Genomic DNA, 26439 nt, shown 5'->3' on the forward strand with positions numbered 1-26439 from the left:
CCTTCATCTGGTAATGTTATTTCTGCAAATATTGCTCAAAACTCGCTAAAAAAGTTTCCTGAACTATAAATTTACAACCATGCCAAGTATAACAGCTCTGACGTGTCCAACCATCGTCTAGCCACAATACACGCCGCTCACACTTCGGATTGGTCCGTTGAAATAAAAAATGTCCGATGGGTTTTTTACCAATATGCCGAAAAATCCGCGCACGGCCTTGTATACTGAGGATTGGAAATATACTTTTTGCCTTGACCCACGGCTCAGCTTCACAGCCATATAAATAACTTTCACGTACCCAAGCTGTGTGCTGTATTGGCATTTGTAGCCACCGTGCATCTTGAAGCGTCATACGTTGAAATTGCTCAATACTCGGCTCAACTTTAAATACACCTTGGGCAAAATCTGTTAATTGTTGGGTTAATGAACCCGAAGCATACAACCATGTTCTTAATTCAGGAGACATTCTTTTATCCCGCATTTCGCATGCTTGACGCTGCATATTTCATTTCCCTTTAACCATTTGCTGAGTATAGCGAATCCTTAGTGTAACCAACTCAACATCGTTTTTCATGACCAATAGCTTGTTTTCAGTAAAATGAGCAAAACTAAAACAGCTTAAGCACTTCATTACATATGTAATCAACACAAACCTCACTTACCCAGTATGATGTCGTGGATAACCACCAAATTACACAAGCATAATGTTTCCATATAAGCCGCTATATGTTTTTATTTTTTTCGTTTTACTTTGTGCCAATATCACGGCTCAAGCAAAATCTATTGCGCTCAGTTTTGATGATGGATTAAATCCAGCGTTTAACGCACAAGCGGAACAAATCAATGCCCAAATTTTAAAACATCTGCATGATCAACAAATCAAAACTATTGTCTTCCCTAGCCTGATTAAAATTGGCGATTATCAAGGTAAACAACTGATTCAAGCGTGGGGACAATCTGGCCATCTGATTGGCAATCATAGTGCACTGCACCAAAATCTAAATAAAGAAAATGTCACATTAAAAGATTATCTGCACAGCATTGAACAGGCGGATACAGTGCTAAAAACGCTGCCAAATTACACACGTATTTACCGGTATCCTTTTTTAAAAGAAGGTAATAGCACTAAAAAGCGTGATGCTGTCTATCTATGGCTAGCACAGCATAAATACCGCATTGGCGGAGTCAGTATAGATGCCAGTGACTGGTTTTATAACCAAAAATATCTCGACTATGCCAAACAGCAAGATCAGGACAAATTAGCCCCCCTAAAACAAGCGTATATTGCTCACCTGCTTCACCGAGCAGATTATTATGACCAACTTGCCCAGCTCACCATAAATCGTTCACCACAGCATGTTTTACTTTTACATGTGAATGCTATTAATGCCGCATTTTTAAAAGATCTCCTTACCGCCTTTCAGCAACATGGCTGGACTTTTATTTCAGCAGCAGACGCCCTACAAGACCCACTATATTCACAGCGCAGCCAAAACATCCCTGCGGGAGAGAGTGTGATTTGGTCCATTGCCAAAACCAAAGGATTCGATAACTTACGCTACCCTGCCGAAGATGCGCCATATGAAATCGATAATTTAAAACAGCATGGTTTGCAATGATGGTTGGTGAATTGCTAGACATTCAATAAAAATGACCTGCTGTGTTTCAGGTCATTTTTTAAGTTCAATTTTTTTAGTGTTGAATTAAAAGTTATCTGTCTTGGCAATGGCTTCAAACTTGCCTTGCGGCGTTTTTATTAAAACCAACCCTTCGGTCGTAATATAAAAACTTTCAGGGTATTCAAACTCCAATGCCAGCTCTGGGTTTTTCAGCTCGACAAATTGAGCCTGCTTATAACCTTCAACTGTCCGTCCCACTTCCAAATAAGTCACTTCTGAGAAGTTGAGTTTAAATCCCTTTGCCTGATCCGCTGGATCAATCCAAGGGAAAAAACCGGTATGTTTTTTACGTGGTTTTGCCATGTTTAGATATTCATTCAACTCTTTGCTTTATCTTAACCCATCCCATAAAAAAACCCGCACAAGGCGGGTCTTTTTACAGTGAAATTCTGTACAGAATTACAAGCTGTAGTACATGTCGAATTCAACTGGGTGAGTAGTCGTGTTAAGACGACGAACTTCTTCAGTTTTAAGTTCGATGTAGGCATCAAGCATTTCTTTAGTGAACACGCCACCTTTAAGAAGGTAATCATGGTCAGCTGCAAGAGCTTCAAGCGCCATATCTAAGCTATGAGCCACTGTAGGGATTTTAGCTTCTTCTTCAGGAGGAAGGTCGTACAAGTTCTTGTCAGCAGCTTCACCTGGGTGGATCTTGTTTTGAATACCGTCAAGACCAGCCATAAGAAGTGCAGCGAAACCTAAGTACGGGTTCATCATTGGATCTGGGAAACGTGCTTCGATACGTTTGCCTTTAGGGCTAGAAACATAAGGAATACGGATAGAAGCTGAACGGTTACGTGCTGAGTAAGCAAGCATAATCGGCGCTTCGAAATGTGGAACTAAACGTTTGTACGAGTTAGTTGATGGGTTTGTGATTGCGTTCAATGAACGAGCGTGTTTGATCACACCGCCAATGAAGTACAACGCCATTTCTGAAAGACCAGCGTATTCATCACCAGCAAACAAGTTCTTGCCGTCTTTAGAGATCGACATGTGAACGTGCATACCAGAACCGTTATCGCCAACCATTGGTTTAGGCATAAATGTAGCAGTTTTAGCATATTGGTGAGCAACGTTCCAAACAGCATATTTGAACTGTTGAACTTCGTCCGCTTTGCGAACCATAGTGTTGAAGCTTACACCGATTTCAAGCTGGCAAGATGCAACTTCGTGGTGATGTACTTCTACACGACCTGGGCCCATGATGTCTTCGATTTTTGCACACATATCTGCACGCATATCTTGTGAAGAATCTACAGGAGGAACTGGGAAGTAACCACCTTTCACACGTGGACGGTGACCAGAGTTACCAGCTTCGTAATCTTTACCAGTAGACCAAGCAGCTTCTTCAGCGATTAATGTGTGGCGCGCGCCAGACATATCGATGTCCCATTTTACTTCGTCAAATACGAAGAATTCTGGTTCTGGACCAAAATAAGCAGTATCACCGATACCAGTTGATTTTAGGTATTCTTCCGCACGGCGAGCAATAGAGCGTGGGTCACGTTCATAACCTTGACCAGTTGAAGGTTCGATAACATCACAAGTCACAACAACTGTAGCTTCTGCAAAGAACGGGTCGATAAAACAAGTTTCTGCATCTGGACGTAAGATCATGTCAGATGCTTCAATGCCTTTCCAACCAGCAATTGAAGAACCATCAAACATTTTGCCATCTTCAAACGTATCTTCGTCGATTGAATCTGCTGGGTAAGTTACGTGTTGTTCTTTACCCTTAGTATCAGTAAAGCGAAAATCGACCCATTTTGCGCCACTTTCTTGGATGAGTTGAAGGACCTTGTTCGCCATGCTCATTTTGCTCCGATGATTTTTTTGTGCACACTGAAGTGCGTGTTAGTAGTTGGTAGTTATTAAGCAATTACCGTACCAACTTTTAAAAGCCAAGCTAAAATATTGAATTCCTTATCAGAATAGAAGATTTTAGCTCCTAGCTTTTCGACTATTATACTGTGTGTAACAGTAAATGCACCATATTCAGCCACTCTTCATCACTTTTGTTTAAAAACTTCTCGCAGGTGTATCAAAATAGTGCAACTTGGTTTTGCACCAAAATGATTAATCGCTTTCAACGATAAAATCATTGAGATTTTATCAAAGCTTTAAGGTCGAATTTAAATACGATAGAAACTAATGGCTTAGCTAGTTATAGATGGAAAAAAATCAGCGTAATCACTATATTCATGATCGATATTTAGATTTTTTGAGCCCGTAAAGTATCCATTTTTTGACGTTAATTTAACCTTTTTGTTTTAATTTTAATCAATTTACCTTAACATTAATTGTGCTCCATTTTGGTGATTTTGCTTCAAAACGGTTCATATTTTTCCATCTAGAGCCTGAATTGCTATTTTTAACGACATCAAGCAGATCTTTTTAAAATATCAATTGAACATATTTCACCCACTTAAATTCAGCCTAATGTCTTGTTCAAATTAAATCCCAAATTTATAAGTCGAAAATTTATTGAAATGATTTCAGTTGCGATGAACTTTGGCGAAATTGTTCAGCAGAAATTGAATAATATTTGCTATGATTGGCTGCATTCTAAATATTTCACTATTTTTCTATTTAAAATATCCACACGATATTTGGGTCAATATACAACTATTTAGAATCATTTCGGACTATTCAAAGCACATTTAAGTGCATAAATTTCAAAGGTTAATACGCTCATGCTTTTGATGATCGACAATTATGACTCTTTTACCTACAACATCGTCCAATATTTTGGCGAGTTAAATCAGGAAGTAAAAGTTGTACGTAACGATGCCGTGACATTGGAAGATATCGAGCGATGGCAACCGAAGTATTTAGTCATTGGTCCTGGCCCTTGTTCGCCAAGTGAAGCAGGTATTTCAATTCCTGCGATTCAACACTTTGCGGGAAAAATTCCTTTACTGGGTGTGTGTTTAGGCCACCAAGCCATAGGACAAGCTTTTGGCGGCGATATTATTCGCGCTAAAAAAGTGATGCACGGACGTTTATCTGACATGTATCACAGCGATCAAGGCATTTTCAGCAACCTCCCTTCTCCTTTTGCCGCTACTCGCTATCACTCTTTGGTGATTGATCAAGCGACTTTGCCAGAATGTTTAGAAGTGACCTGCTGGACCAATGAAGAAGATGGCACGATGGAAGAAATCATGGGAGTCAAACATAAGACATTGCCTGTCGAAGGCGTGCAGTTTCACCCTGAATCGATTCTTAGTGAACATGGCCATCAAATCTTTAAAAACTTCTTAGAAATTTACGCATAATCGAGTGCAAAAAATATTATGAATATTCAACAAGCTTTAAATAACATCACGAAAAATATTGAACTCACTCAACCTCAAATGGAAGAAGTGATGCGCACCATCATGCAAGGTGAAGCAACCGATGCTCAAATTGGCGCACTGATGATGGGCTTACGCCAAAAAGGTGAAAGTATTGATGAAATCACTGCCGCAGCACGTGTAATGCGTGAGTTTGCGATCAAAATCGATGTCAGTGATCTACCACATTTGGTGGATATCGTTGGTACAGGTGGTGATGGTCAAAACTTATTTAACGTCTCTACTGCGTCTAGTTTTGTTATTGCAGCAGCAGGTGCAACCATTGCTAAACATGGTGGTCGTGGTGTTTCATCAAAATCAGGCTCTTCTGATCTTTTAGAACAAGCAGGAATTAACCTTGACCTTAACATGCAGCAAACTGAACGCTGTATTCGTGAAATGGGCGTGGGTTTCCTCTTTGCACCTAATCATCATAAAGCCATGAAATATGCTGCTGGTCCACGTAAAGAATTGGGCTTCCGTAGTATTTTCAACCTACTTGGCCCGCTTACGAATCCGGCCGGCGTAAAACGTTTTGTGATTGGTGTTTTCTCTACAGAATTATGTCGTCCTATGGCTGAAGTTTTAAAACAGCTTGGTGCAGAACATGTCTTGGTGGTGCATTCTAAAGATGGTTTAGATGAAATTAGCCTTGCATCAAGTACTTATGTTGCAGAACTCAAAGATGGCGAAGTCACTGAATGGGAAATTCAACCGGAAACTGTAGATATCGAATCGCAAACCTTAACAGGTCTATCTGTAGATAGTGCTGCGGAAAGTCTAAAATTAATTAAAGATGCTTTAGGTAAAAACAAATCTGCACTCGGTGATAAAGCCGCGAATATGATTGCCCTAAATGCAGGCGCAGGCATTTATGTTTCAGGCTTAACCAAAAGCTATAAACAAGGTGTTGCATTAGCACATGACATTATCTATGGCGGTCAAGCCTTAGAAAAAATGGGCATTTTGTCTGAATTTACTAAAACTTTAAAAGAATACGAAGCTTAAGATTAGGACACAGATCATGGTAGATATCGCCAATACAATTTTGGGTAAAATTGTTGAACGTAAAAAAGAAGAATTTGCAGCCCGTCTTAAACAACGTAGCTATAAAGATGTCGAAGAGCTAGCTCAAGCAGCTACACCTGTTCGAGGTTTTGCACAAAACCTCGGCTCTAAACGTCCGGGGGTGATTGCTGAAATTAAAAAGGCATCACCATCGAAAGGCATCATTCGTGAAAACTTTAACCCTGCTGAAATTGCGCAGCAGTATCAAGATGCTGGTGCGGCATGTTTGTCTGTTCTCACCGATGTAGATTTTTTCCAAGGTGCCGATGAAAACATTCAGATTGCACGTACGAACTGTGACTTACCTGCGCTTCGTAAAGATTTTTTAATTGACCCTTATGGTGTAATTGAAGCACGCGCTTTACATGCGGACTGTATTTTATTAATCGTGGCTTGTTTGTCTGATCAACAACTCGAAGAAATGTCGAAAACTGCTTTTGAGCACAATCTCGACGTATTGGTTGAAGTACATGACGAAGAAGAACTTGAGCGTGCAATGCGTCTTTCTGACAACTGCCTACTTGGCGTCAATAACCGCAATCTAAAAACTTTTGATGTTGACCTCAATACATCATTACGTTTGAAGAAGTTACTTGAACCTTCTCGCCTGCTGGTGACAGAAAGCGGTATTGCAACACCTGCTGATGTCGCGATGATGCAAGAACATGATATTCATGCATTCTTGGTCGGTGAAAGTTTTATGAAGCAGCCACGCCCTGATCAGGCGTTTAAGGAGCTGTTTGGTGTGCCTGATAAAATATAAATGAAATATGTAGGGTGAGTTCGCTCACCCTTTTTCTACTTTGCATCCATATTAAAAAAATTACACATCTTTTTTATAATTTTTATTCAATTGAGAATTAAAAATAATGAAGTCGATTATTTCTTCTACTCTTCTATTCATTTCATTAATCTTGGTTTCACTACACCAGATAAGTTGGGCAAAAAATATAACTCTTTATACTGGCTCACCGTATCATATTGACCAAAATCATATCCTCTACTTTAATATTTCCACTATGCCCGAAGGCATCATTGCTGCGCAGATTGACCTAAATCAAATTTTTCCAAATATAAATACTAACGTGCTAAAGGGCAAAAATTATTATTTCAATAATAATCAAATTGAAATCATTAGTTATCAAGGCTTACCAATAGTCATTAATTACTCAATCAATACTAAAAACAAGAATATTGAAAATTCAACCTCTTTTTCTATGTCTAAAGGACATAAAAATTCTTTATCAAAACCAATCAATATTAAATCTCACCCTATTTCCATGGAAAAATTAAATCATTTTGAACAGATTTTTTATAAAGATACCCCTCATTTATTGAAAAAGAATTTAGCTGATGAGCCATATTTAATAAATATATTCATGTTCCATGCAGCAATAAATGATTTTGATGATATGAATGATTTTTTCCAAAATGCTATAAAGAACCTGACACAGAAAAATGATATTGATAATTATGAAAAAGCCAAAAATTTGTATCTTGAATATTTAAATTTTGGTGAAAACAATGAATTTTATGATACCACCTTAATTATGGCGGCTATCGAGCACACAGATATTTCTTTCATCAAAAAAATGAAGCTGAGAAAAATAAATGAACTTGTAGTAGATGAAGTTGAACCACAAACATATTATTTCACTAGATGCTCCCCATTAGGTAAAGCTATCCACCTAAATCAATATCAGATAATTTCTTATTTACTTGAAAAAGGCGCTTCAACCGAAATCGTGTGTATTTCTAAATTTAATGAAGAACAATCAGCATTAGCTCTTGCAGAACAATATAAAAATAAAAAAGTTATTAAATTAATTAATTCAACTTGAAGCCCAAATAGGACTTGTAATGAATTAAGAGATCTTCTTTATATAAAGTCTTTCCAGTTCAAATCAGTGCCATTTAAGGCTATAATTGCACTAAATTTTTGTATATTTCCCGTTTTTTCATTATGAGCAAACACGATTCTTCGCTTTCAAAAGATCAGTACAACCTACTGAAATCTTTTAAAAAGCAAATTACGAATCCACATTCCTCAACGATTGCTAAACAGCCTGAGCCAACGCCAAAGACTGTTGAACAAGAGCAGGAAGAAGACTTCGCGCTTTTCCAAAAGCAAATGCAAGGTGTTCAAAAAATGAATGCAGGAAATATTACAAAAATGGAAAAAGTGGGTCGTAAAAAACCTGATGCGCAAACGTTGGCTAAACGTGCTGCTGCAATTGGTCCTATGGAAACAGATGATGCATTACTTTCTGATACGCAAGCGATGCTCAACCCTGTTGCCAGTCAAGCTGCTTTAAGCTATCGCATTGCAACCTTACAACATAAAGTTTTTGAAGATTTGAAAGCTGGTAATCTACGTTGGTTTGAAGCTGTCGACTTACACGGTTGCACTGTTGAAGAAGCCCGTTCTGCCGTGCTGCAAATTATTCAAATGGCGAAAGATGACAATCAAAACGTCATTAAAATTGTGCATGGCAAAGGTCCAGAAGCAATTTTAAAAACTTATGTAAATAGTTGGTTACGTCAACATCGTGATGTATTGGCATTTGTGAGCGCCCCAGAAAAACAAGGCGGCACAGGTGCTGTACTGGTTCTGCTTAAACGTGCAGAAAAAAACCCACAGTTTAAACAATAATCGGATTTAACTCCAAAAGAAGGCATTGTAATAGTTTTCTGCTACAATGCCGTCCTTGTTCAATCTCTCAGTGTAAGTGAACACGTCTTATGTCTATGCAGCAATCCTACGCAAATATCCTAACTGCCGTTGGTGAAGATCTGAATCGCCCGGGTCTTAAAGATACGCCTATGCGTGCTGCTAAAGCTTTTTCATATCTTACTTCTGGTTATAGCCAGACACTTGAAGAAGTGACCAACAATGCGGTTTTCCCATCCGATAACCGTGAAATGGTCTTAGTTAAGAATATTGAATTCTATTCATTGTGTGAGCACCATTTATTGCCTTTTTATGGCCGTGTACATATTGCTTATCTCCCAGAAGGCAATGTTTTAGGTTTATCAAAATTCGCACGTATTACAGAAATGTTTGCCCGTCGCTTACAAATTCAGGAAAACCTTACTCAGCAGATTGCTGAAGCAGTGGCTGAAGTGACTGGTGCGCGTGGTGTTGCTGTGGTGATTGATTCAGCTCACATGTGCATGATGATGCGTGGTGTAGGTAAACAAGAGTCTACAACACGTACCGTTTCTTTTGTCGGTGACTTTAAAACCAATAAAGAAGAACGTCGTGAATTTTTAAGTGCAGTTCCAGAAAGCTATTAATAGAACATTCAGCGTTAGCACTCATAAAAAAAGCCTCGAGCTCTTGAGGCTTTTTTTATTTATGTTTTAATGTCGCAAATCGTTTGCTTTGATAGCAAAGCACTATTTTCAGGATGAATCATGTCAGATGTATATATTGCCGGTCAGGGTTTAGCGCAAGCCAAACACAGCATAGACTTCCCTCGCCCAGACCGTTTGGTTCAGGGCAATCCTAAACGTGAAACTGCAAGCCTGTATGTACACCCCAATATGGACTGCGGGATCTGGCAATGTGAAGTTGGTGCATGGAATATTGTGTTTGCACCGAACAAACAAGAGTTTTTTACAATCCTTGAAGGTTTAGTACGTATTCATGATCAACAAGGCGGATATATCGAAGTTTCTGCTGGCCATGCGGGCATTATTCCCCCATCGTTTCAGGGCAAGTTTGAAGTTGTCGAAGCCGTCAAAAAATACTATGTGGTTGTAGAAGTTTAATTGCCCAAAATATTTATTTTGAAAAAATATCTTTTAAAAATATTGTTTGTAACCGTGCTGTAAGACTTGTAACTCAAAACTACAGCATAAAATTGATATCAATTACTTAATGTATTTCTGTTCATAAATTAAACATTTCATAACATGATTTCACCCCCCATATTCAAGATTAGTCCGTACATTGAAAACAAGATGAATCCTTTAGATTCATTGCTATTTTCTTTTTTTTACTAACTAAGGGTGATCACTATGGTAGCCGCAAAAAAGACAACTGAAAAAGATGAGAAAAAGACAGCGAAAACTACGGCAAAAACTGCAAAAAAGAATGAGGATAAAGTAAAAAAATCAGCTAAAGCATCGAGTAAAGATTCAAACAAAGCAACAAAGAAAACTGCTGAAAAAAAATCTAAGGACAGCACTTCTAAAAAGAAGCTGCAACTAAAGATGAAAAAGTGAAAGCTAAAAAATCTGCATCAACTAAAAGTTCGCCGAAATCTAAAGCTGACAAAAAAGAGGCCCCTAAAAAAGCCAGCACATCAAAAACAAGCACTAAAGTTAAAGATGAAAAGCCAAAAGCTGAGAAGAAAGCAACAAAAAAATCTTCAACAGCAAAGAAAACGGATGCTAAGGCAAGCAAGTCTAAGGGAGAAAGAACCAAGACGACCAAAGCCAAATCCACCAGCAAAAAGACAAAATAAAAAGTAGCCCCAACTGGGGCTACTTTTTTAGCTTAAGCTTGAAATAGAGTAAGGTTGTAATGGAGTGAATATGAATAATAAATCCATCCCCACACCTAAGCGTGTATCACGCGTTCATTCCAATAGTTTTGATTACAGTTTAGATTTTAAAAAGATAAATTTTCGCGAACACCCTGAACTTTATAGAATTGGACGTGGTGAACAAGGTGTATTACTCGTAGAGCCTTATAAATCTGAAATTTTGCCTTATTGGCGATTTGCTAATGAAGAAAAAGCCATCGAAAGCAGCACCAAAATTTGGCAACTTTTTGAAGAGTATTTAGACGCTGAAGATTTTGTCGGTGCAGATATGGCACGTAAATTTTTGCAGATGGGTTTTACACGTGCACGTCGCTATGCCAACCATAAAGGTGGTAAAAAATATGAGGGTCCAGTCCCTAATGATAAAAAAGGATTAAGTGGTGCACATGGACGCGAAGAGCTTCCAAGACAAAAAGAGGATCCCGTCAAAGCAGCTGCTGCACGAGTATTTAAACAAAAATGGGATGAAGCTAAAGTTCATCCCAAGTATGTAGAGCAAAAAGCAAAATTTTTAGATTTTTTACAAAGCAAAATTAAGTGAATATCCATTTAGGATGAAGATGATCTTGTTTGCTGATCAGTTTTAGCAACGTAAATACGGTTACGACCAGTATTCTTGGCAGCATAGAGTGCTATATCGGCAGCATCTAGTAAACGTTGATAGTCAGGATGACCATTATACTGCACACAACCAACGCTAACGGTTAAACTAAATTGCTGACCTTGTACTGTTCGGATCACTCCGTTTTCAATATATTGGCGAATATTTTCTGCAACTTTCATCGCACGGTTTACATTGGTGTCCACCAAGAGTAACAAGAACTCTTCGCCACCAATACGGAATGCATAATCGCTACCTTGGCTGTAACGCTGTAAAGCTTCGGCAATAAATTTCAGTGCAAGATCACCTGCCGCATGACCAAACTTATCATTGATCATTTTAAAGTAATCCGCGTCAAAGGCTAGCAAAGACAAAGGCGTTTCATTTTGACGTGCAAAAGTAATTTCACGTGAAATAATAGTACTAAGATAACGACGGTTTAGGAGTTGCGTCAAAGAATCATTGCCTGACTCAATATATTCAGCCACCTGAAATAATTGATCGACTAAATGCTGAATTTCACGATTTAAGTCTCGAATCTGTTGAATCAAATGTTGCAGTTGATCTTTATCCGTTATTTGTGTGGTTTGCTGCGTTAGCTCATCTACTTGATAAATTCGATCAATAATTAATTGAACCTGATCTGAACCCGAAAAAGCATATGCCGCTTTATGAATAAACCACAATCCAAATTCTGATTTTGAAAGTAAGGAATGATAAAAACTGACATTTCCCGAAAAGATTTTAAACATCAATTCATTTTCCCAATTGAGCAATGAACCACGTTGTTTATCTTTATGCACTGCCACATCTTGCATCGCTGAAAATAAGCGATAATTATGCTTGGTTTCTTGTTTTTTTTCCGTATTGATCTCATAAGATCTGCACATAATTTCTGTGCTAAATCCGATAATTTGTACAATATAACTGCACATATGGAGAATATTTTGCGTATGGTTTAGCTCTAAAATTTCAAATATTTTACGTTCTATTTCACGTACACCACGCATAATCAACCATGACGGAATGCCGACACGCGCATGCACCATTCCAACTTTTTGCTGCCTTTTAACCGAAATTTCAAAATCATTATTTAGTGCAACATTAAATGTTTCTAATAACCATTTTCTTAAGGTGTCGATGAGCCTTTTTTGAATAATATCGTCTTTAAAAAATTCAGCTGACGCTGGTTCTCTCGACATTTGTTCATAAAAAACAGTAACTAAATGCTCAACATGCTTCTGGATAAATTGCAAAGCTGCAAGATGTTCATTTTCAGTATATTGATCACAAATATCTTTCCAAGTCTGACTTAGACCTGTAATACATTCTTGATTCATTCGGTGACACAAACCACAGCTATTACAAAGCTAGCAATCATACCTTGCTTTACTTACATAAAAAAACAAATTTATTTAATATTTCACATTTTATCTATTTTTAAAAATTAATAGAAAAATACATAACTCAATTTCAATTTATTCCAATCTTGATCATCTTGTTGCTGATATTCGTAGCCTAGTCTTAAAGCATTTTGTTGGTTGACGATATATTGTAATTCAGCATCAAGTTTTAGATTCCACTGATGCACATCTTCCCAATACGGAAGATCTGCCTGAACCAAACTGTTGAGTTTTTCTGACCAAATATTTTGGCAACCCAGTGTCGGCCCAAGGCCCACTCGCCATCCATCATCTAGAGACTTACCGCCCTGCACCTGCATTTGAGACTGCACATAACACAAATGTGTACGTTCCTGATTGGCCCAGCTATATCCAGATTGTGCTTTGAATTCAGCAACGCCATGTTGTTTCGTTTCGCTAAATTGACCTGCATCTACAGACACTTGCTGCCAGCCAAAATTGAAACCCCAGCTTAGCGGTGTTTTAAATGGCGTAATGGGGTTGTAAGAATTGACCGATAAAAAATCAAAATGATTGAGTTTGAGTTGGTCGTCTCGATATTGGATCGAGCCATCCCAAAACATCAACTGCGTACCAATCCGAAAGCCACCTTGCGGATCGATCAAATCATGATAAGCCTGACGATGACCAAGTTCGATATACTTTTCACCTTGAACTTCACCTAATGTAGCTGAAAAATTTCGCGCATGATGTCCATTGACTGGGTCTAGACTTGGCTGCTTAGGTTCAGTCCGTTGTTTTGGTTGCGAAGATTGACTACGTAAGGCCAAGATTTTACGTAATTTAGGCTGCGTTTCTTCCGCACTCACCTTTCTTCCAATCAGTAATAAATACAAATGGTCATACGCCATTTCTAATATTTTCGCTTGCTCTACTTCATTAAACTGAGCGAGTGCTGTCGACATGTTATCAGGTTCAATTTCAGCGACCTTATGCGCTTCGCGTGCTAAACGATATCCATGTTGCTGCGCTTGTGACAAAAGCTGCGTTTCTAATGCAGGACGATAAACCGCTGCTTGAATCAGTTGTTCATCATTGATCGCTTTGATCGTTTCAACAGGAATGGAAGCTACTTTAAATTTCTGGGTTAAATTCAGTGTCGGGCGAACCAAATCCATTAAGCCCAATAATCGATATGCACAGTTATCACTGGCGAAATAATAGGGAAAACTGACATTTTGCATTTCCCAAATATGTTTAACCAAATAACTGGTTTCTTGCTCGGTCAGTGCTAGCTCATATTCCCACAAATCACGACTTTCAAAATCACCATATTCTTTCACTTTACGGTAGTACGGCATCAAGGAATATTCACCAGGATATTGCCCTGTTAATCCTTTCCATGCATAAGACCAGTTATCTTCACCTGCAACTGTGGCTGCATAATTAATGGCGTATGACACCAAATTTAGCTCTTTCTGATCTTTCGGATCGAGACGCAATAAGGTATGTCCAAACATAGAACTTGGATTACCCATAAAGTCTGTGGCGTAGATTAATGTTGCTTTATACGGCTTAATTTTTCCAAACCATTCATCAAACTCAGGGCAGCTCACCACAGGTAACTGCTCTGAACGGATGGATAACTCTTGCATCAGCCACTGACTACGCGCAGGGAAACGACAACGAAAGGCTTGATTAGGTTCGGCGGTTTGAAATAGTGCAGCGACATCTGCCTCTAATTCAGCTTGAGCACTTTGACGGCCATTTTCAGCTAGAAAGTAACCTGAAAAAGCAACTTCACTTTGTCCTTTATGATCTGTATATAAAAGTCGTTGCCAACTGATGTGTTCAGACAGTTTTTTTGATTGTGCAAGTTCAATATATCGCTGTAACTCTACGGTTTTAGAAGGAGTAGAATCTACAACTTGCTGAGCATATATGATGCTCGGAATCATAAAAGTACAAAATAAAGCAATTGATTTCATTCAGTTATATTCAAATCCATTTTTATATATTTTAGATAATAAAAAACCCTGCCGAGAGACAGGGTTTTGAAAGCATCGATTAAACGTATGCTTTAAGTACTTCGTCTTTTGCCATTACACTTTGTAATGAAGCAAGTACTTGTAGAGAAGACTGGTTTTCAGCTGAATAGATTTCAGCAAAATTTGCTTTAGACACAGCAAAGAAACGTGCTTTATCTGTTGATTGGATGTTTAAAAGCTCAGCCAAAACATTCAGGCTCTCACCTTGACCAACTGCCATATCACGAGCAAGTGATTCAGCATTTTCATTGGTAAATGTTACCGCTTGAGCAGTCACTGTACCAGTACCGCTACAACCTAAAGTACCAAAGGTAATACCAAGTAACTGGTTAGTAAAAATACCGTTGGTAGTCGCAGCTAAAATTTTAGGAATTTTACCTGATTGACCAGCCCAAACTTGAGAACCAACACCACAACCTACGTCACGGTCAGCAAAAGCAGCTGTAGAACCTAGTGCAACGACTGCAACTAAAGCTAATTTTTTTAACATAGCACTTCTCCAGGGAATTTTATTCCATTGTTTTTAATTATTAAAACATGTGTAATTTTGATTACACACCTGTAGATTAACTTGATCTTTCAGATAAGGCAAAACATTTTCATCTAAAACTTTTGGCTAAAAATAATACGTTCTTTTTCACTATTTTTTGAGCAACCAAGTACCATTTTCGTCACGTTTTCCAAGGATTTTGAGTACTAAAACTAGACTGAGTAATAGCAACAAATACCAAGAACCGAGTTTCCCCCAACCGACCATATGCCATGCATCGACCTGACTTGGATATAACCAAATTTGATAGAAAGTACTGATATTTTCTGCGATCCAAATCAAAAATGCCAAAATCAACAGTATTGGTAACATGGGCAACTGAATCACATGATTTTGTAATTGAAAACTCAGCTTGGTTTTCCAAAAGATCACCACACTCCAAGCAAACAAAAGCATACGAATATCTGGCACAAAAAATTTGGTCATAAAATTAAGATATGACAAAACGGCTAAGCATAGCATATTGCAAAAACGCGGTAAGTTACTGAACGACACTTGATATAGACGTAGCGAACGTGCAAAGAAACTCCCCACCGCCGAATACATGAAACCTGCAAACAATGGCACAGTCAGCAGTTTAAAAACCGCAGGCTGCGGATATTGCCATGAGGCAATTTGTGGATGGGTCAGAAATATTTCCATCCCCATTGCAAGGATATGAAACAGTGCTATGACTTTGGCTTCCGCCCAAGACTCGAGTTTCAGGTAGAGTAAACACACTTGAATAATCAGTGCATAAAACAATAAATAATCATAACGGAAAAAGCCAAAATATTCCTGACTTCCCATTGCTGCAGTTAATGCAAAAGCGATCAGCAGTAATATCCCAAATAAGGCAGCCGAAGCTGCCTTATAAGAGAACTCAAAACATGATTTTATTATCTTGACCACGGTTGAATCCTAAACCAATTTCCCTAAAGCCTTATAAATACTTGGCGCTATATTCGTGTACCGTATCAATAAAGGCTTTCGGATTGGCTGGATCTACCCACTGAGTAATACCATGACCTAAGTTCGCCACATAACCGGTTTTTTCACCGTTGGCATATGCGTCATCTAACATAGCACGCGTCGCTTTCGCGATTGCTTCAGGCGAACCATATAATGTTGCTGGGTCTAAGTTACCTTGCAAAGCTGCACGGCCTGCGACTGTTTGACGTGCTACATTTAATGGCGTAGTCCAATCTAAACCAAAAGCATCTGCACCCGTTGCAATCATTGGCTCTAACCATTGACCACCACCTTTGGTAAACAAAATCACAGGGACTTTGCGTCCATCTTTTTCACGCTGTAAACCTGCCACGATTTTTTGCATGTAGTTCAGTGAAAATTCAATGTATTCACGGTGTGCTAATGCCCCACCCCAACTATCAAAGATTTGTACGGCTTGCGCACCTGCATCAATCTGCGCATTAAGATATTCAGTCACCGCCACAGCCAAACGGTCTAATAAGGCATGCAACACTTCAGGTTGTGCATACATCATTTGTTTCGTAAAACGGAAATCTTTGCTTGAACCGCCTTCCACCATATAGGTTGCCAGTGTCCAAGGACTGCCTGAGAAACCAATCAATGGGACTTGTCCGCCCAATGCTGAACGAATCGTAGTCACTGCATTCATGACATAATCTAGGTCAGATTTGGCATTAAACTTAGGTAAATTCAGTACATCTTGTTCGGTACGTACAGTTTTATGAAACTTCGGACCTTCACCTGCCTCAAAATACAGTCCCAAACCCAACGCATCAGGTACTGTCAAAATGTCTGAAAACAAAATGGCTGCGTCTAAATCATAACGACGCAAAGGTTGTAAAGTAACTTCACAAGCAAATTCTGTATTTTTACAAAGGGATAGGAAATCACCTGCTTTGGCACGTGTTTCACGATACTCTGGTAAATAACGGCCAGCCTGACGCATCATCCAAACCGGAGTTGCATCTACCGGTTCACGTAATAAGGCGCGCAAGAAACGATCATTTTTTAAGGTCGTCATTCACTTTCCCAACTTAATTCGATATTCGCATCATCATATCAAAAAGGTTGTAAATATAATAACTTCTCAAGCATTTAAAAACCGATCATGTTGAGTGCCAAAAATGATATTTACACAAAACAACTACTGCATCTCCACTTTTTTTCTGTAATACTTAGCCAGTTTTTAATACACAGTAAATGAATAATTCTTAAGGTTGAATTACATGTTCGTTCGCACCATGCTCGCACTGAGCCTAAGTTGCATATTTGCTGGTACAGCTATTGCCGCATCTACTGCTGAACAACCATTAACGCCAAAAAAAGTGACTAATGTTGCAGTTCAGGATCCCATTGATCCGTTAGCGACTGAAGCTTCATCTGCAACTAGCCAGATTAGCGCTCAAGAACAAGAAGATCTGAACCAAGCATCGCAAACTTTAGACAGCCTGCAACAATCAGAAGATGTCAAAGCCGATATCGGTGCTGCACCTGCTACAGCGACTGCTACAACTCCAACATCAACTTCGCCTGCTGCCAAAGTTGCTTGGGGTTTAAATGACCTAAATAATGCACAGTGGTATGACAACATTGGTAAAGGTCAGTTCCCTGTTTATGCACGTGCACATGTCATGCTCAATAATGCACATGCTTCACCGGGTGCAATTGATGGTACCAGTGGTAAAAATACCCTAAAGGCGATCGCTTCATTCCAACAAATGAATGGGTTGAAACCTACAGGAACGTTAACCAAAGAAACTTGGGATGCGCTGATTACAAAACAAGGTTCTAAACCTGCATTTATTGAATACACGTTGACTGATGCAGACTTGAAAGGTCCTTATGCAGCATCAATTCCACACGACTATGCATTACAAGCAAAAATGAAAGGCTTGTACTACACACGTGTGACTGAAATGTTGGGTGAAAAATTCCACATGGACGAAGACTTTTTGAAAAAGTTGAATCCAAAAGCGACATTTAAAAAAGCTGGTGAAAAAATCTTAGTTGCGAATATTCGTAACGAAGTTCCTGAAGATATTCACCTGATCGTTGCACATAAAGGCGCGAAACAACTTTACTTGTTTAATAGCCGCAACCAAATGATCGGTTCATTCCCGGCAACGATTGGTAGTTCAGATACACCATCGCCTACAGGTACATATAAAGTAACAGGTGTTGCACCAAACCCTTGGTACAGCTACTCACCTTCTAACTTTGTTCAAGGCAACAACAGAAAACCATTGTCTTTACCACCTGGTCCAAATGGTCCTGTTGGTAATATCTGGATTGGTTTGAGCAAAAAATCATTTGGTATACACGGTACTCCGAACCCATCTGCTATCTCTAAAACTGCGTCACACGGTTGTATTCGTTTGACCAACTGGGATGCAAATGACTTAGGTAAGAAAGTGAAATCTGGTGTGACTGTTAAATTTTTAGAATAATTTTAGTCATATTTAAAAAGCCTGCTTCGTGCAGGCTTTTTTTATAGTTGCGCCTTTATGCATAACAAAAGACTCAATCTTGGCTGAGCGTTGCAAAAATAGGATGAATTGTCGCTAAAAAACTATATATCCCTATTTAGTTCAATCCTAAAATAGGCATATGTTCAATAATTAAGATAAGGATGAATGCCATGAATGCTTTTTTACATCCAAGTGAAAACCGTGGTCACGTAAAAATGGGCTGGCTTGAGTCTAAACACAGCTTTTCTTTTGGTAACTGGTATAACCCGAAATACATGGGCGTTAGTGCGCTTCGTGTAATTAATGATGACTTAATTGCAGCACATGAAGGTTTTGGTCAACACCCACATGACAACATGGAAATTTTGACCTGTGTGTTAAAAGGTACAATTACCCATAAAGACAGCATGGGCAACCATGGTGGCATTTCTGCGGGTGAATGGCAGCTGATGAGTGCAGGTACAGGTGTGCGTCATAGCGAAATGAACCAAGGTGATGAAGATGTGCATTTACTACAAATTTGGATCGTTCCAAATGAACGTGATGCTGAACCGACCTATCAACAAATTAAATGTGATCCACGTGATCAACCCAACCAATGGCATTTAATTGTCGGTCCAAATGACAATGCAGCTATGCATATTCGTCAGCAAGCGGAAGTTAAATCTGCATTTTTGACGAAAGGTCAATCTTTAGAGATCCATGCAACGCAGCATATCAACTATATTCATGTTATTTCAGGTTCAGTGCAAATTGCTGAACATAAAGTTGAAGCTGGTGGTGCAATTGCGTTCTTAGAAGATAGCCAAATTGAAGCGCTTGAAGATGCTCAAGTGATTTGGTTTGATTTACCCGAAGTTAAATAATTAAAAGCCCTCAAATGTGAGGGTTTTTTTTATGCAGCTTGGCTAAGGCGTTCACTGCGTTTATATAACCATATCAATACTAAAGACGGAATAATAAATCCAGCAGCAAGCATGGCTATATGTTTTATTGGAAATGTGCATGGTGACATTTGTAGTGCCAGTAAAGCGAAGAAACTGAGCTGCCAAGTTATGTTTTCACCTTTTTGAGCATGCTTTTTATATTCATAAGCCAATATATGGCAGCAAATCCAATGTCAAAGACCTAAGATCAAGTACCCCATTCCCCCATAAGTCTAAACCAAAGACAATTTTGCAAAAATATAAGTTCATATCTGCATAATACTGAAGGATATCGTCGAAAAATGCAGAAAACATGACAAGACTCTAATTGTCGCAATATGCTTATCTTTAGCCCCAAATATGTATTTTAAAGAATAAAGCAAATTACCTCCCTCACGAGAGAGTGATCCAAATCTATAAAAGTTAAATTAAAATATAAGTATGGAAATGTTTGAAGATTTGAATTTACTTGTAAAAGGCGAAATTACCCGTTTACCTTATAAAAATTAGTAACACAAAATGCCATTAAATCATCTGACCTTGCGTACCAAAGCCTGAATAAAGTTTTTGCTATAGCCATGCTCTGCAATAGCAGCAAGCCATTATCGAGGAGATTTTGACAATTTTCTAAATTTTGATCTGCTTAGGACATGGTTTAACTAAGATAAACTGAGAGTTAAATGAACAGATGCTCAGTTAATTCATAAACGATTTTTTTTATTTTTAGTAAATCTTAAATTTAATACGCCATAGCCCTGATTTAATTTAAAACAAAGACATAAAATATGAAGATTAAATACATCTGAATGCATCTTAAGTGTTCCAATAAAAAACCTCGATCAAAGCCATTTTGCTTTAACAGAGGTTTTAGCTTGTTGGATATCGATCAGAAGTTAAAGCCAATATTTAAATTGACGCGATACAGCCATTTATCGCTATTTTCAGATGTTGCTGAAGTAAAGCCTGTGCCATTGGTTGCCCCACCAATAATATTGGCATTTTTGCCCCAAGTATAATCTGCCCACACCATAAATGGTGTAGCGATAAACATTGCACCTGTGGTATTCATTTGCGAAGCTGACCAGTCACTGCGTTCTTTGTCTAAATAACTGTAGTCATTGTAAAAACGAATGGCTTTTAATTTCCCCATATTTTGCACAGGTAAGGTATAGGCAATATTTAAACTTGAAACCGTCCCTTCAGAGGCAATGAAATACGCAGGTGTTAAGCCATTCGCCCCCATTAAGGTCATATCATCATTTACACCTTCTGGGTTTTCAGCATCATATTGATAATGAATCACGGAGGACTGTACATTCCAGCGCTGATAATTACTGTTGCTATGCAAACCAGCTGCATAGTAGCTGCCATTTTTTTGCGTGGTTTTATTGTGTAATTGCGCAGCCGCACCTGAAAGTCCAATTTCATGTTTACCCACTTGATTATTGCCAAATTTACGCACAATACGAGTATTCAACTGATTCTGTTTTTCATTTTGATAAGCGGCTTGAAATGGCAAGTGATTTTCAGAAAGATCGTCATAAGTTGCCGACTCCGGTGAATAACGTAGATTGGTTTCTAGCATGCGCGGGTAGTAACCGACTTTGATATCCCACTCTGGATTATTGTAATTCCAGTTTAAGCCCGGCGCAGCGTTATTGCCATAACCGAGAAAGAACGGAATATGATAGGTCCAGCCATTTTGTGGATAGGGATAGAGTGCAAATGGTTTATACACAAAACCAGCTTCAATACTGTTGTTTTTATTCAGGTTGTAACCGACATATGCCTTTTCAATGGACGTCATTTCCTGATCTTGAATCAAATAACTAGCATTTAAATAAGCATCATCCGACTTACCTTTTAAATCTAAACGGAAAATATCGAAATCTAATTTTCCAAAACCACGTTTATCACTGGCATCCCATTGTTCATAACGATGATTGAAACGAACTACACCCCCAACTTTAAAACTATGCGCCCCGTCTTCACTTTTCCACTCTAGCGGATCATCTTTAGCTTGTGTTGTTGCGAAGCTATTACAAAGCAAGAGCATCGCAGCCAATACAACCTTAGGATTGAGAAAAATATTATTATTCATGGTGATTTCCTTATACCTTAAAGTTTTATATATAAAACTTTGTTTGATTTGAATTTTGGCTAAAAAAATTATGCAATGTCTTGCAAATTTTCACTGACCTTCACTTCGGTAATTAAATTTTCAAAAGAGAAAACTTGCTGTAATTCTTGCTCTGTCATCAATCCTTGTGACAGTACAACCTCTTGAATGGTTTTATTTTCTGCAATACATTGCTTACCAATCGCATCACAGCGCTCATGTCCTAATATCGGATCAAGTAAGGTCACGATGCCCACACTACGCATCACCATGTCATAGGCTTGTTGTTCATTCACCTGAATGCCTGCAAAACATTTTTCATCCAAGGTATGAATGCCTTCCACCAATAATTGAATCGACTCGTTGAGTGACAATGCAATAACCGGCTCCATGACATTTAACTGAAGTTGCCCTGCCTCTGCTGCCATGGTGATGGTTAAATCATTGCCCATGACCTTAAAGGCGATTTGGTTCACGACTTCAGGAATAACTGGATTGACTTTGGCTGGCATGATCGATGAACCTGCCTGCAGTTCTGGCAGTCGGATTTCAGCCAAACCTGTACGTGGCCCTGAACTCAATAAACGTAAGTCATTACAAATTTTTGATAGCTTACAAGCCAAGCGTTTCAAGGTACTTGAAATAATAATAAATACGCCGCAATCACTGGTCGCTTCGATATAATCTTCCGCGCCTTTAAACGATAAACCAGTCAATTTGCTGAGGTTTTCGGTAATACGATGGGCGTATCCGACTGGGGAATTCACACCTGTACCAATCGCTGTTGCGCCCAGATTAATTTCCAAGAGCAACTGACGCATCTGATCAATCAAACGTAGATCTTCATTTAATAATGTGGCAAAGGCACTGAACTCTTGCCCAACTGTCATCGGCACCGCATCTTGCAATTGGGTACGGCCCATTTTTAAGGCAAATTTATATTCGTCTGCTTTGAGTCGAATAGTACTTACTAAGCCTGTCAGTCCTTGTAATAAATCATCCAAGCGTTGATACAAACTGATTCGTAACGCTGTCGGATAAACATCATTGGTCGATTGTGATTTATTTACATGATCGTTGGGATGTAACTCACGATAATTGCCTTTGTTCAGTCCCAAGAACTCCAAACCAATATTGGCAATCACCTCGTTACAGTTCATGTTGACCGAGGTACCTGCTCCTCCCTGATAAACATCAATGGGAAAGGATTCCGCCCATTTTTCAGGATGTTCAATCAATTGATCTGCACCGTATTCGATGGCAGCAAGTTGCTGTGCGGTAATACGCCGAAAATTAAAGTTGGTTTGAGCTGCCGCTTTTTTAACAAAACCTAAGGCACGAATAAAGTGCGGTAACTGTCCAATTTTCACATTGGAGATTTGAAAATTTTCGATGGCTCTGAGGGTATGAATACCATAATACGCATCTACAGGAACTTCTTTCGCTCCTAATAAATCATGCTCTATCCTTGTTTGCATTTGCTCGCACCTATATGGCCTGAATTGGGTTCATTCTGATTCAAACTTTGTGCAATCCTCCCTTTTTGGAAAATTGCACCCTCTATGCTTCGTTATGGCTTAAAACGCTTTATCTTAATTAGTAAAGTTTTTTCTGCGGTGGACCTGCAAATTTCAATGGACCAATGGCGTTCATATCCAGTTCAATCACTGCTGGGCCATTCAGATCAATAGCTTCTTGAATCGCAGTTTTGAACTCGTCTGCACTACCTACTTTCCAGCTCTTCACACCCATCGACTCACCCAATAAACGGTAGTCTGGAGTGTGCAATTCATTGAAGTACTGACGACCGCCAAAGTAGTTATTTTGAATGCCGCGCATCACGCCATAACCACCATCGTTCATAATCATTAACACCATGTCGGTGTTTTCTTGTGCCATAGTGGCAATTTCACCAATACCGAGCATCAATCCGCCATCACCCACTAAGCCCACCACTTTTTTGTCTGGGTTGGCAATCGATGAACCAATCGCGTGTGCAAGGCCCAGACCAATCGCACCTGCAAGTGAATGGATGTTTTTATTAGGGCTTTGTACAGGGAACAAACGGCTGCCCCATGTGCTGCCTGACATGGTGATGTCACGTACAAAAATACCGTCTTCTGGTAATGCAGCGCGCAAGTGGTCGCAAATCAATGCGTATTGATCCATTTGCGTACGCAGTGCATCTACCGCATGTTCACGCGCAGCCTTAACATCTGCATCATATGCAGCATCAATTTTGCTTAGACCATTCAATGCGCTAATGACACGTGCAAAAGTATCTTTGGTATCTGCACATACAAATTGTGAAATCTTGTAGTTACGTTGCTGTGCAACTGGGTTGGCATCAATTTGGATGATGTTTTCAGGGAATTCAACTGAGTAAGTCTTGGTTTCATTACTGCGCAAACGTGAACCTGCAACAATCAATAAGTCCGCCTCTTTCATCAGCTTTTCAACGGCTACAGAGTTATGGAATGCACGTAAACTGCGTGGATGATCATCTGCCAATACACCGCGTGCATGAGTAGAAGACACGACTGGAATACCCAAGTCAGCCAGCGCTTTCACTTCTTCTACTGCATTTAAAGTACCGCCGCCAATCCAAATTAGTGGACGCTTCGCCTTTTTCAATGCATCTGCAATCATGTTAATTTCAGCATTTTCCGCTTGCGGCAGTTGCATGGCTTTTACTGGGCCAAGATTGGCTGGCAAATCAATTTCAGCCGCTTGCACATCAATTGGAATTTCTACACTGACTGGCCCCATAGGCACAGTCGTCGCAACGCGAATCGCTTCACGAATAACACCAACAGCATTGTCTGGGCTGGTAATACGAAAAGCCGCTTTGCTTGATGCTTTTAAGAAAGTCAGTTGATCTTTAGTTTCATGAATAAAGCTTGCATCGCGATCTAAATATTCACGTTCCACTTGACCGGTTAAATGCAACACTGGACTGCCTGCATTCATTGCTTCAATCAGTGAACCCACAGCATTACCTGCACCAGCACCAGTACTGGTCAAAGCTACACCTAAACCTTTAAAGCGTGCATGTGCGTCTGCCATAGTGACAGAACCTGCTTCACCACGCGCTGCGACAAAGCGCATTTTTTCACGGCGGCCTACGGCATCTGCAATAGGCAAGTTGTGAATAGAAATCACGCCATACATGCTGTCTACATTATGCTGTTCTAAAACTCGAACGATTGCTTCGCCTACATTTACACGTTCAGTCATTGTTCTTTCCTTAAATTCTTGAATTTTTGATTACTAATTTTTTGAGTCTGCTAGTCCGACCATGGATTGGCTTGCTCGTTTAAACCTAGATAAATACTTTTTTGCTGCATATAAGACAGGATACCGAGACGGCCTTTTTCACGGCCAATTCCACTGTCTTTAAAACCACCAAAAGGTGCGCTGATGGAGAATTTTTTATAGGTGTTAATCCACACCGTACCGACTTCCAGCAAACGGGCAATTTTCCATGCTTTACGGTAGCTTTCTGTCCAAATCCCTGCCGCTAAACCAAAACAGCTATCGTTGGCTTGCTCGAATAAATCTTTTTCATTGTCGTATGGCATAACGACCAACACAGGGCCAAAAATTTCTTCTTGGCAGGTTTGCGCGCTGTTGCTCAAACCCGTGATGATCGTCGGTTTGTAGAAACTGCCTTTGGCAAATTCACCTTCAGTGATCGCTTCACCACCCGTAACAACCGTACCGCCTTCAGCTTTGGCTAATTCCACATACCGATGCACAGATTCCAAATGCTTTTGGTTAATGAGTGAACCCATATGTACATTTGGCTGTTCAGGATGGCCCACGCGTAAACCTTCAGTGATTTCCACTAATCGCTTTAAAAATTCGTCATAAATGGAAGCGTGAATAAACAAACGCGAACCCGCAATACACGCCTGACCTGCTGAACTGAAAATACCATAAGCAATACCTTTGGCTGCAATTTCAATATCTGCATCTGGCAGTACAATTGTTGGCGATTTTCCGCCTAACTCTAAAGACGTGGTAATCAGCTTTTCAGCAGCAATATGCGCCAAGTGACGGCCAGTAGATGTACCGCCCGTAAAAGAAATTTTGCGTACTAAAGGATGTTGGGCAATAGCATCACCAATCACTGAGCCGCGTCCAACCAACACACTCAAAATGCCTTTTGGTAAGCCTGCTTCTTCAAAGATTTTTGCCAACTCCAAAGCAATTAATGATGTCGCTTCAGCTGGTTTTAAAATCACCGCGTTACCTGCTGCAATAGCGGGTGCCAATTTTTGCACTTCACTGGCAATTGGCGAATTCCAAGGGGTAATCGCTGCCACTACACCCACAGGCTCATGCACGCTCATGGTCAAAAAGTCAGATGCACGCTGCGTGGTCAATTCTTCATTAAATGTTTCGCAAGCTGCGGCATTAAAGCGCGCCGTTGCTGCTGCACTCATCACCAAAGCACGTGTTTCGGCTAAAGGCTTCCCGTTGTCACGAGTTTGCAATTTAGATAATTCATCTGCGCGGGCTTCAATAATATCGGCGACACGGTACAAAATTTTTGCGCGCTCATGCGGCAAAGAATTGCGCCACGCTGGCTTACGCCAAGCTTGATCAGCCTTTGTAATCGCTTCTTCAACATCGTCCAACGTTGCGGTAGAAATTTCCGCATTGACTGAATTGTCTGCTGGAAAAACACTTTGAATTACGTTGCCGCGGCCTAAACGCCATTCACCTGCAATATAAATTTCTTTAACCATGG

General features: G+C 39.5%; 25 protein-coding genes. 13 read left to right on the top strand and 12 right to left on the bottom strand.

Annotated elements, in window-relative coordinates:
- Positions 1-16: 16 nt before the first annotated feature.
- Positions 17-502, bottom strand: a complete 486-nt coding sequence (locus FTT99_RS01245; RefSeq protein ID WP_180022631.1) for a chorismate lyase — start codon at positions 500-502, stop codon at positions 17-19.
- A gap of 202 nt (positions 503-704) precedes the next feature.
- Between FTT99_RS01245 and FTT99_RS01250 the strand changes: the two genes are divergently transcribed.
- Positions 705-1619, top strand: a complete 915-nt coding sequence (locus FTT99_RS01250) for a polysaccharide deacetylase family protein (RefSeq protein ID WP_180129371.1) — start codon at positions 705-707, stop codon at positions 1617-1619.
- A gap of 84 nt (positions 1620-1703) precedes the next feature.
- Here the strand turns inward: FTT99_RS01250 and FTT99_RS01255 are convergent, their stop codons facing one another.
- Together FTT99_RS01255 and glnA are read right to left on the bottom strand one after the other, a co-directional pair.
- Positions 1704-1982, bottom strand: coding sequence for a hypothetical protein (locus tag FTT99_RS01255; protein WP_111884533.1), 279 nt, complete (start codon positions 1980-1982; stop codon positions 1704-1706).
- 96 nt (positions 1983-2078) lie between these two features.
- Positions 2079-3494: a type I glutamate--ammonia ligase gene (gene glnA / locus FTT99_RS01260; RefSeq protein WP_171263711.1), complete on the bottom strand. Its 1416-nt coding sequence runs from the start codon at positions 3492-3494 to the stop codon at positions 2079-2081.
- A gap of 878 nt (positions 3495-4372) precedes the next feature.
- Between glnA and FTT99_RS01265 the strand changes: the two genes are divergently transcribed.
- The 10 genes from FTT99_RS01265 to FTT99_RS01305 all read left to right on the top strand — a co-directional run bounded on the left by FTT99_RS01265 (position 4373) and on the right by FTT99_RS01305 (position 11176).
- Positions 4373-4957, top strand: coding sequence for an aminodeoxychorismate/anthranilate synthase component II (locus FTT99_RS01265; RefSeq protein ID WP_218945341.1), 585 nt, complete (start codon positions 4373-4375; stop codon positions 4955-4957).
- Positions 4958-4975: 18 nt separating this feature from the next.
- The gene (gene trpD / locus FTT99_RS01270; RefSeq protein WP_180129369.1) at positions 4976-6022 is read left to right on the top strand and encodes an anthranilate phosphoribosyltransferase; all 1047 of its coding nucleotides are present in this window, start codon (positions 4976-4978) and stop codon (positions 6020-6022) included.
- A 16-nt stretch (positions 6023-6038) separates the two neighbouring features.
- Positions 6039-6845, top strand: a complete 807-nt coding sequence (gene trpC / locus FTT99_RS01275) for an indole-3-glycerol phosphate synthase TrpC (protein ID WP_180129367.1) — start codon at positions 6039-6041, stop codon at positions 6843-6845.
- Positions 6846-6951: 106 nt separating this feature from the next.
- Positions 6952-7923 (top strand): hypothetical protein, encoded by a 972-nt coding sequence (locus FTT99_RS01280; RefSeq protein WP_180129366.1) that lies wholly within the window; start codon positions 6952-6954, stop codon positions 7921-7923.
- A 122-nt stretch (positions 7924-8045) separates the two neighbouring features.
- On the top strand, positions 8046-8735 hold the full coding sequence (locus tag FTT99_RS01285; RefSeq protein WP_180129363.1) for a Smr/MutS family protein: 690 nt from the start codon (positions 8046-8048) through the stop codon (positions 8733-8735).
- A 95-nt stretch (positions 8736-8830) separates the two neighbouring features.
- The gene (gene folE / locus FTT99_RS01290; RefSeq protein WP_171262632.1) at positions 8831-9379 is read left to right on the top strand and encodes a GTP cyclohydrolase I FolE; all 549 of its coding nucleotides are present in this window, start codon (positions 8831-8833) and stop codon (positions 9377-9379) included.
- Positions 9380-9499: 120 nt separating this feature from the next.
- Entirely contained in the window at positions 9500-9856 is a 357-nt protein-coding gene (locus FTT99_RS01295) for a cupin domain-containing protein (RefSeq protein ID WP_180115029.1), read from the top strand.
- Positions 9857-10105: 249 nt separating this feature from the next.
- Entirely contained in the window at positions 10106-10312 is a 207-nt protein-coding gene (locus tag FTT99_RS16405) for a hypothetical protein (protein WP_257229239.1), read from the top strand.
- The gene (locus tag FTT99_RS16410; RefSeq protein ID WP_257229238.1) at positions 10309-10554 is read left to right on the top strand and encodes a hypothetical protein; all 246 of its coding nucleotides are present in this window, start codon (positions 10309-10311) and stop codon (positions 10552-10554) included. The genes FTT99_RS16405 and FTT99_RS16410 overlap by 4 nt, the downstream gene beginning before the upstream one ends.
- Positions 10555-10624: 70 nt before the next feature.
- Entirely contained in the window at positions 10625-11176 is a 552-nt protein-coding gene (locus tag FTT99_RS01305; RefSeq protein ID WP_180023378.1) for a DUF4385 domain-containing protein, read from the top strand.
- Between the two features lie 8 nt (positions 11177-11184).
- On the opposite strand, the gene FTT99_RS01310 is transcribed toward FTT99_RS01305, so the two are convergent.
- The 5 genes from FTT99_RS01310 to hemE form a co-directional block, all read right to left on the bottom strand.
- Entirely contained in the window at positions 11185-12576 is a 1392-nt protein-coding gene (locus FTT99_RS01310) for a diguanylate cyclase (protein ID WP_180023377.1), read from the bottom strand.
- A gap of 107 nt (positions 12577-12683) precedes the next feature.
- Entirely contained in the window at positions 12684-14588 is a 1905-nt protein-coding gene (locus FTT99_RS01315; protein ID WP_180129362.1) for a DUF4105 domain-containing protein, read from the bottom strand.
- A gap of 79 nt (positions 14589-14667) precedes the next feature.
- Complete coding sequence (locus tag FTT99_RS01320; protein ID WP_078190276.1) at positions 14668-15138, bottom strand: DUF3015 family protein; 471 nt, start codon at positions 15136-15138, stop codon at positions 14668-14670.
- 150 nt (positions 15139-15288) lie between these two features.
- Positions 15289-16080, bottom strand: coding sequence for a DUF817 family protein (locus FTT99_RS01325; RefSeq protein WP_249748420.1), 792 nt, complete (start codon positions 16078-16080; stop codon positions 15289-15291).
- A gap of 40 nt (positions 16081-16120) precedes the next feature.
- Positions 16121-17191, bottom strand: coding sequence for a uroporphyrinogen decarboxylase (hemE, locus tag FTT99_RS01330; protein WP_078191978.1), 1071 nt, complete (start codon positions 17189-17191; stop codon positions 16121-16123).
- A gap of 205 nt (positions 17192-17396) precedes the next feature.
- Here hemE and FTT99_RS01335 point away from each other — a divergent pair, with 205 nt between their 5' ends.
- Together FTT99_RS01335 and FTT99_RS01340 are read left to right on the top strand one after the other, a co-directional pair.
- Complete coding sequence (locus tag FTT99_RS01335; protein WP_180129359.1) at positions 17397-18617, top strand: L,D-transpeptidase; 1221 nt, start codon at positions 17397-17399, stop codon at positions 18615-18617.
- Between the two features lie 191 nt (positions 18618-18808).
- Positions 18809-19504 carry a pirin-like bicupin family protein gene (locus FTT99_RS01340; protein ID WP_180129357.1) on the top strand — a complete coding sequence of 232 codons (696 nt, stop codon included), beginning with the start codon at positions 18809-18811 and terminating at the stop codon, positions 19502-19504.
- 946 nt (positions 19505-20450) lie between these two features.
- Here FTT99_RS01340 and FTT99_RS01345 read toward each other — a convergent pair.
- The 4 genes from FTT99_RS01345 to FTT99_RS01360 form a co-directional block, all read right to left on the bottom strand.
- Positions 20451-21620, bottom strand: coding sequence for a hypothetical protein (locus FTT99_RS01345; RefSeq protein WP_180129422.1), 1170 nt, complete (start codon positions 21618-21620; stop codon positions 20451-20453).
- Positions 21621-21733: 113 nt separating this feature from the next.
- Complete coding sequence (locus tag FTT99_RS01350; protein WP_180120851.1) at positions 21734-23161, bottom strand: aspartate ammonia-lyase; 1428 nt, start codon at positions 23159-23161, stop codon at positions 21734-21736.
- 118 nt (positions 23162-23279) lie between these two features.
- Complete coding sequence (locus tag FTT99_RS01355) at positions 23280-24920, bottom strand: thiamine pyrophosphate-binding protein (RefSeq protein WP_180129356.1); 1641 nt, start codon at positions 24918-24920, stop codon at positions 23280-23282.
- A gap of 50 nt (positions 24921-24970) precedes the next feature.
- Positions 24971-26437: an aldehyde dehydrogenase gene (locus FTT99_RS01360; RefSeq protein ID WP_180076851.1), complete on the bottom strand. Its 1467-nt coding sequence runs from the start codon at positions 26435-26437 to the stop codon at positions 24971-24973.
- Positions 26438-26439: the final 2 nt, after the last annotated feature.

This window comes from Acinetobacter sp. YH12040 (assembly GCF_013420005.1).
Lineage (GTDB): Bacteria > Pseudomonadota > Gammaproteobacteria > Pseudomonadales > Moraxellaceae > Acinetobacter > Acinetobacter amyesii.

Excerpts from the sequence above, each read along its gene's own strand:
- FTT99_RS01350 (WP_180120851.1), bottom strand. The coding sequence starts at position 23,161 with ATGCAAACAAGGATAGAGCATGATTTATTAGGAGCGAAAGAAGTTCCT.
- FTT99_RS01295 (WP_180115029.1), top strand. The coding sequence starts at position 9,500 with ATGTCAGATGTATATATTGCCGGTCAGGGTTTAGCGCAAGCCAAACAC.
- folE (WP_171262632.1), top strand. The coding sequence starts at position 8,831 with ATGCAGCAATCCTACGCAAATATCCTAACTGCCGTTGGTGAAGATCTG.
- FTT99_RS01345 (WP_180129422.1), bottom strand. The coding sequence starts at position 21,620 with ATGCTCTTGCTTTGTAATAGCTTCGCAACAACACAAGCTAAAGATGAT.
- FTT99_RS01245 (WP_180022631.1), bottom strand. The coding sequence starts at position 502 with ATGCAGCGTCAAGCATGCGAAATGCGGGATAAAAGAATGTCTCCTGAA.
- FTT99_RS01320 (WP_078190276.1), bottom strand. The coding sequence starts at position 15,138 with ATGTTAAAAAAATTAGCTTTAGTTGCAGTCGTTGCACTAGGTTCTACA.
- hemE (WP_078191978.1), bottom strand. The coding sequence starts at position 17,191 with ATGACGACCTTAAAAAATGATCGTTTCTTGCGCGCCTTATTACGTGAA.
- FTT99_RS01280 (WP_180129366.1), top strand. The coding sequence starts at position 6,952 with ATGAAGTCGATTATTTCTTCTACTCTTCTATTCATTTCATTAATCTTG.
- trpC (WP_180129367.1), top strand. The coding sequence starts at position 6,039 with ATGGTAGATATCGCCAATACAATTTTGGGTAAAATTGTTGAACGTAAA.
- FTT99_RS01355 (WP_180129356.1), bottom strand. The coding sequence starts at position 24,920 with ATGACTGAACGTGTAAATGTAGGCGAAGCAATCGTTCGAGTTTTAGAA.
- FTT99_RS01265 (WP_218945341.1), top strand. The coding sequence starts at position 4,373 with ATGCTTTTGATGATCGACAATTATGACTCTTTTACCTACAACATCGTC.
- FTT99_RS01285 (WP_180129363.1), top strand. The coding sequence starts at position 8,046 with ATGAGCAAACACGATTCTTCGCTTTCAAAAGATCAGTACAACCTACTG.
- FTT99_RS01250 (WP_180129371.1), top strand. The coding sequence starts at position 705 with ATGTTTCCATATAAGCCGCTATATGTTTTTATTTTTTTCGTTTTACTT.
- trpD (WP_180129369.1), top strand. The coding sequence starts at position 4,976 with ATGAATATTCAACAAGCTTTAAATAACATCACGAAAAATATTGAACTC.
- FTT99_RS01310 (WP_180023377.1), bottom strand. The coding sequence starts at position 12,576 with ATGAATCAAGAATGTATTACAGGTCTAAGTCAGACTTGGAAAGATATT.
- FTT99_RS01255 (WP_111884533.1), bottom strand. The coding sequence starts at position 1,982 with ATGGCAAAACCACGTAAAAAACATACCGGTTTTTTCCCTTGGATTGAT.
- FTT99_RS01315 (WP_180129362.1), bottom strand. The coding sequence starts at position 14,588 with ATGAAATCAATTGCTTTATTTTGTACTTTTATGATTCCGAGCATCATA.
- FTT99_RS16405 (WP_257229239.1), top strand. The coding sequence starts at position 10,106 with ATGGTAGCCGCAAAAAAGACAACTGAAAAAGATGAGAAAAAGACAGCG.
- FTT99_RS01335 (WP_180129359.1), top strand. The coding sequence starts at position 17,397 with ATGTTCGTTCGCACCATGCTCGCACTGAGCCTAAGTTGCATATTTGCT.
- FTT99_RS01360 (WP_180076851.1), bottom strand. The coding sequence starts at position 26,437 with ATGGTTAAAGAAATTTATATTGCAGGTGAATGGCGTTTAGGCCGCGGC.
- FTT99_RS01340 (WP_180129357.1), top strand. The coding sequence starts at position 18,809 with ATGAATGCTTTTTTACATCCAAGTGAAAACCGTGGTCACGTAAAAATG.
- FTT99_RS01305 (WP_180023378.1), top strand. The coding sequence starts at position 10,625 with ATGAATAATAAATCCATCCCCACACCTAAGCGTGTATCACGCGTTCAT.
- glnA (WP_171263711.1), bottom strand. The coding sequence starts at position 3,494 with ATGAGCATGGCGAACAAGGTCCTTCAACTCATCCAAGAAAGTGGCGCA.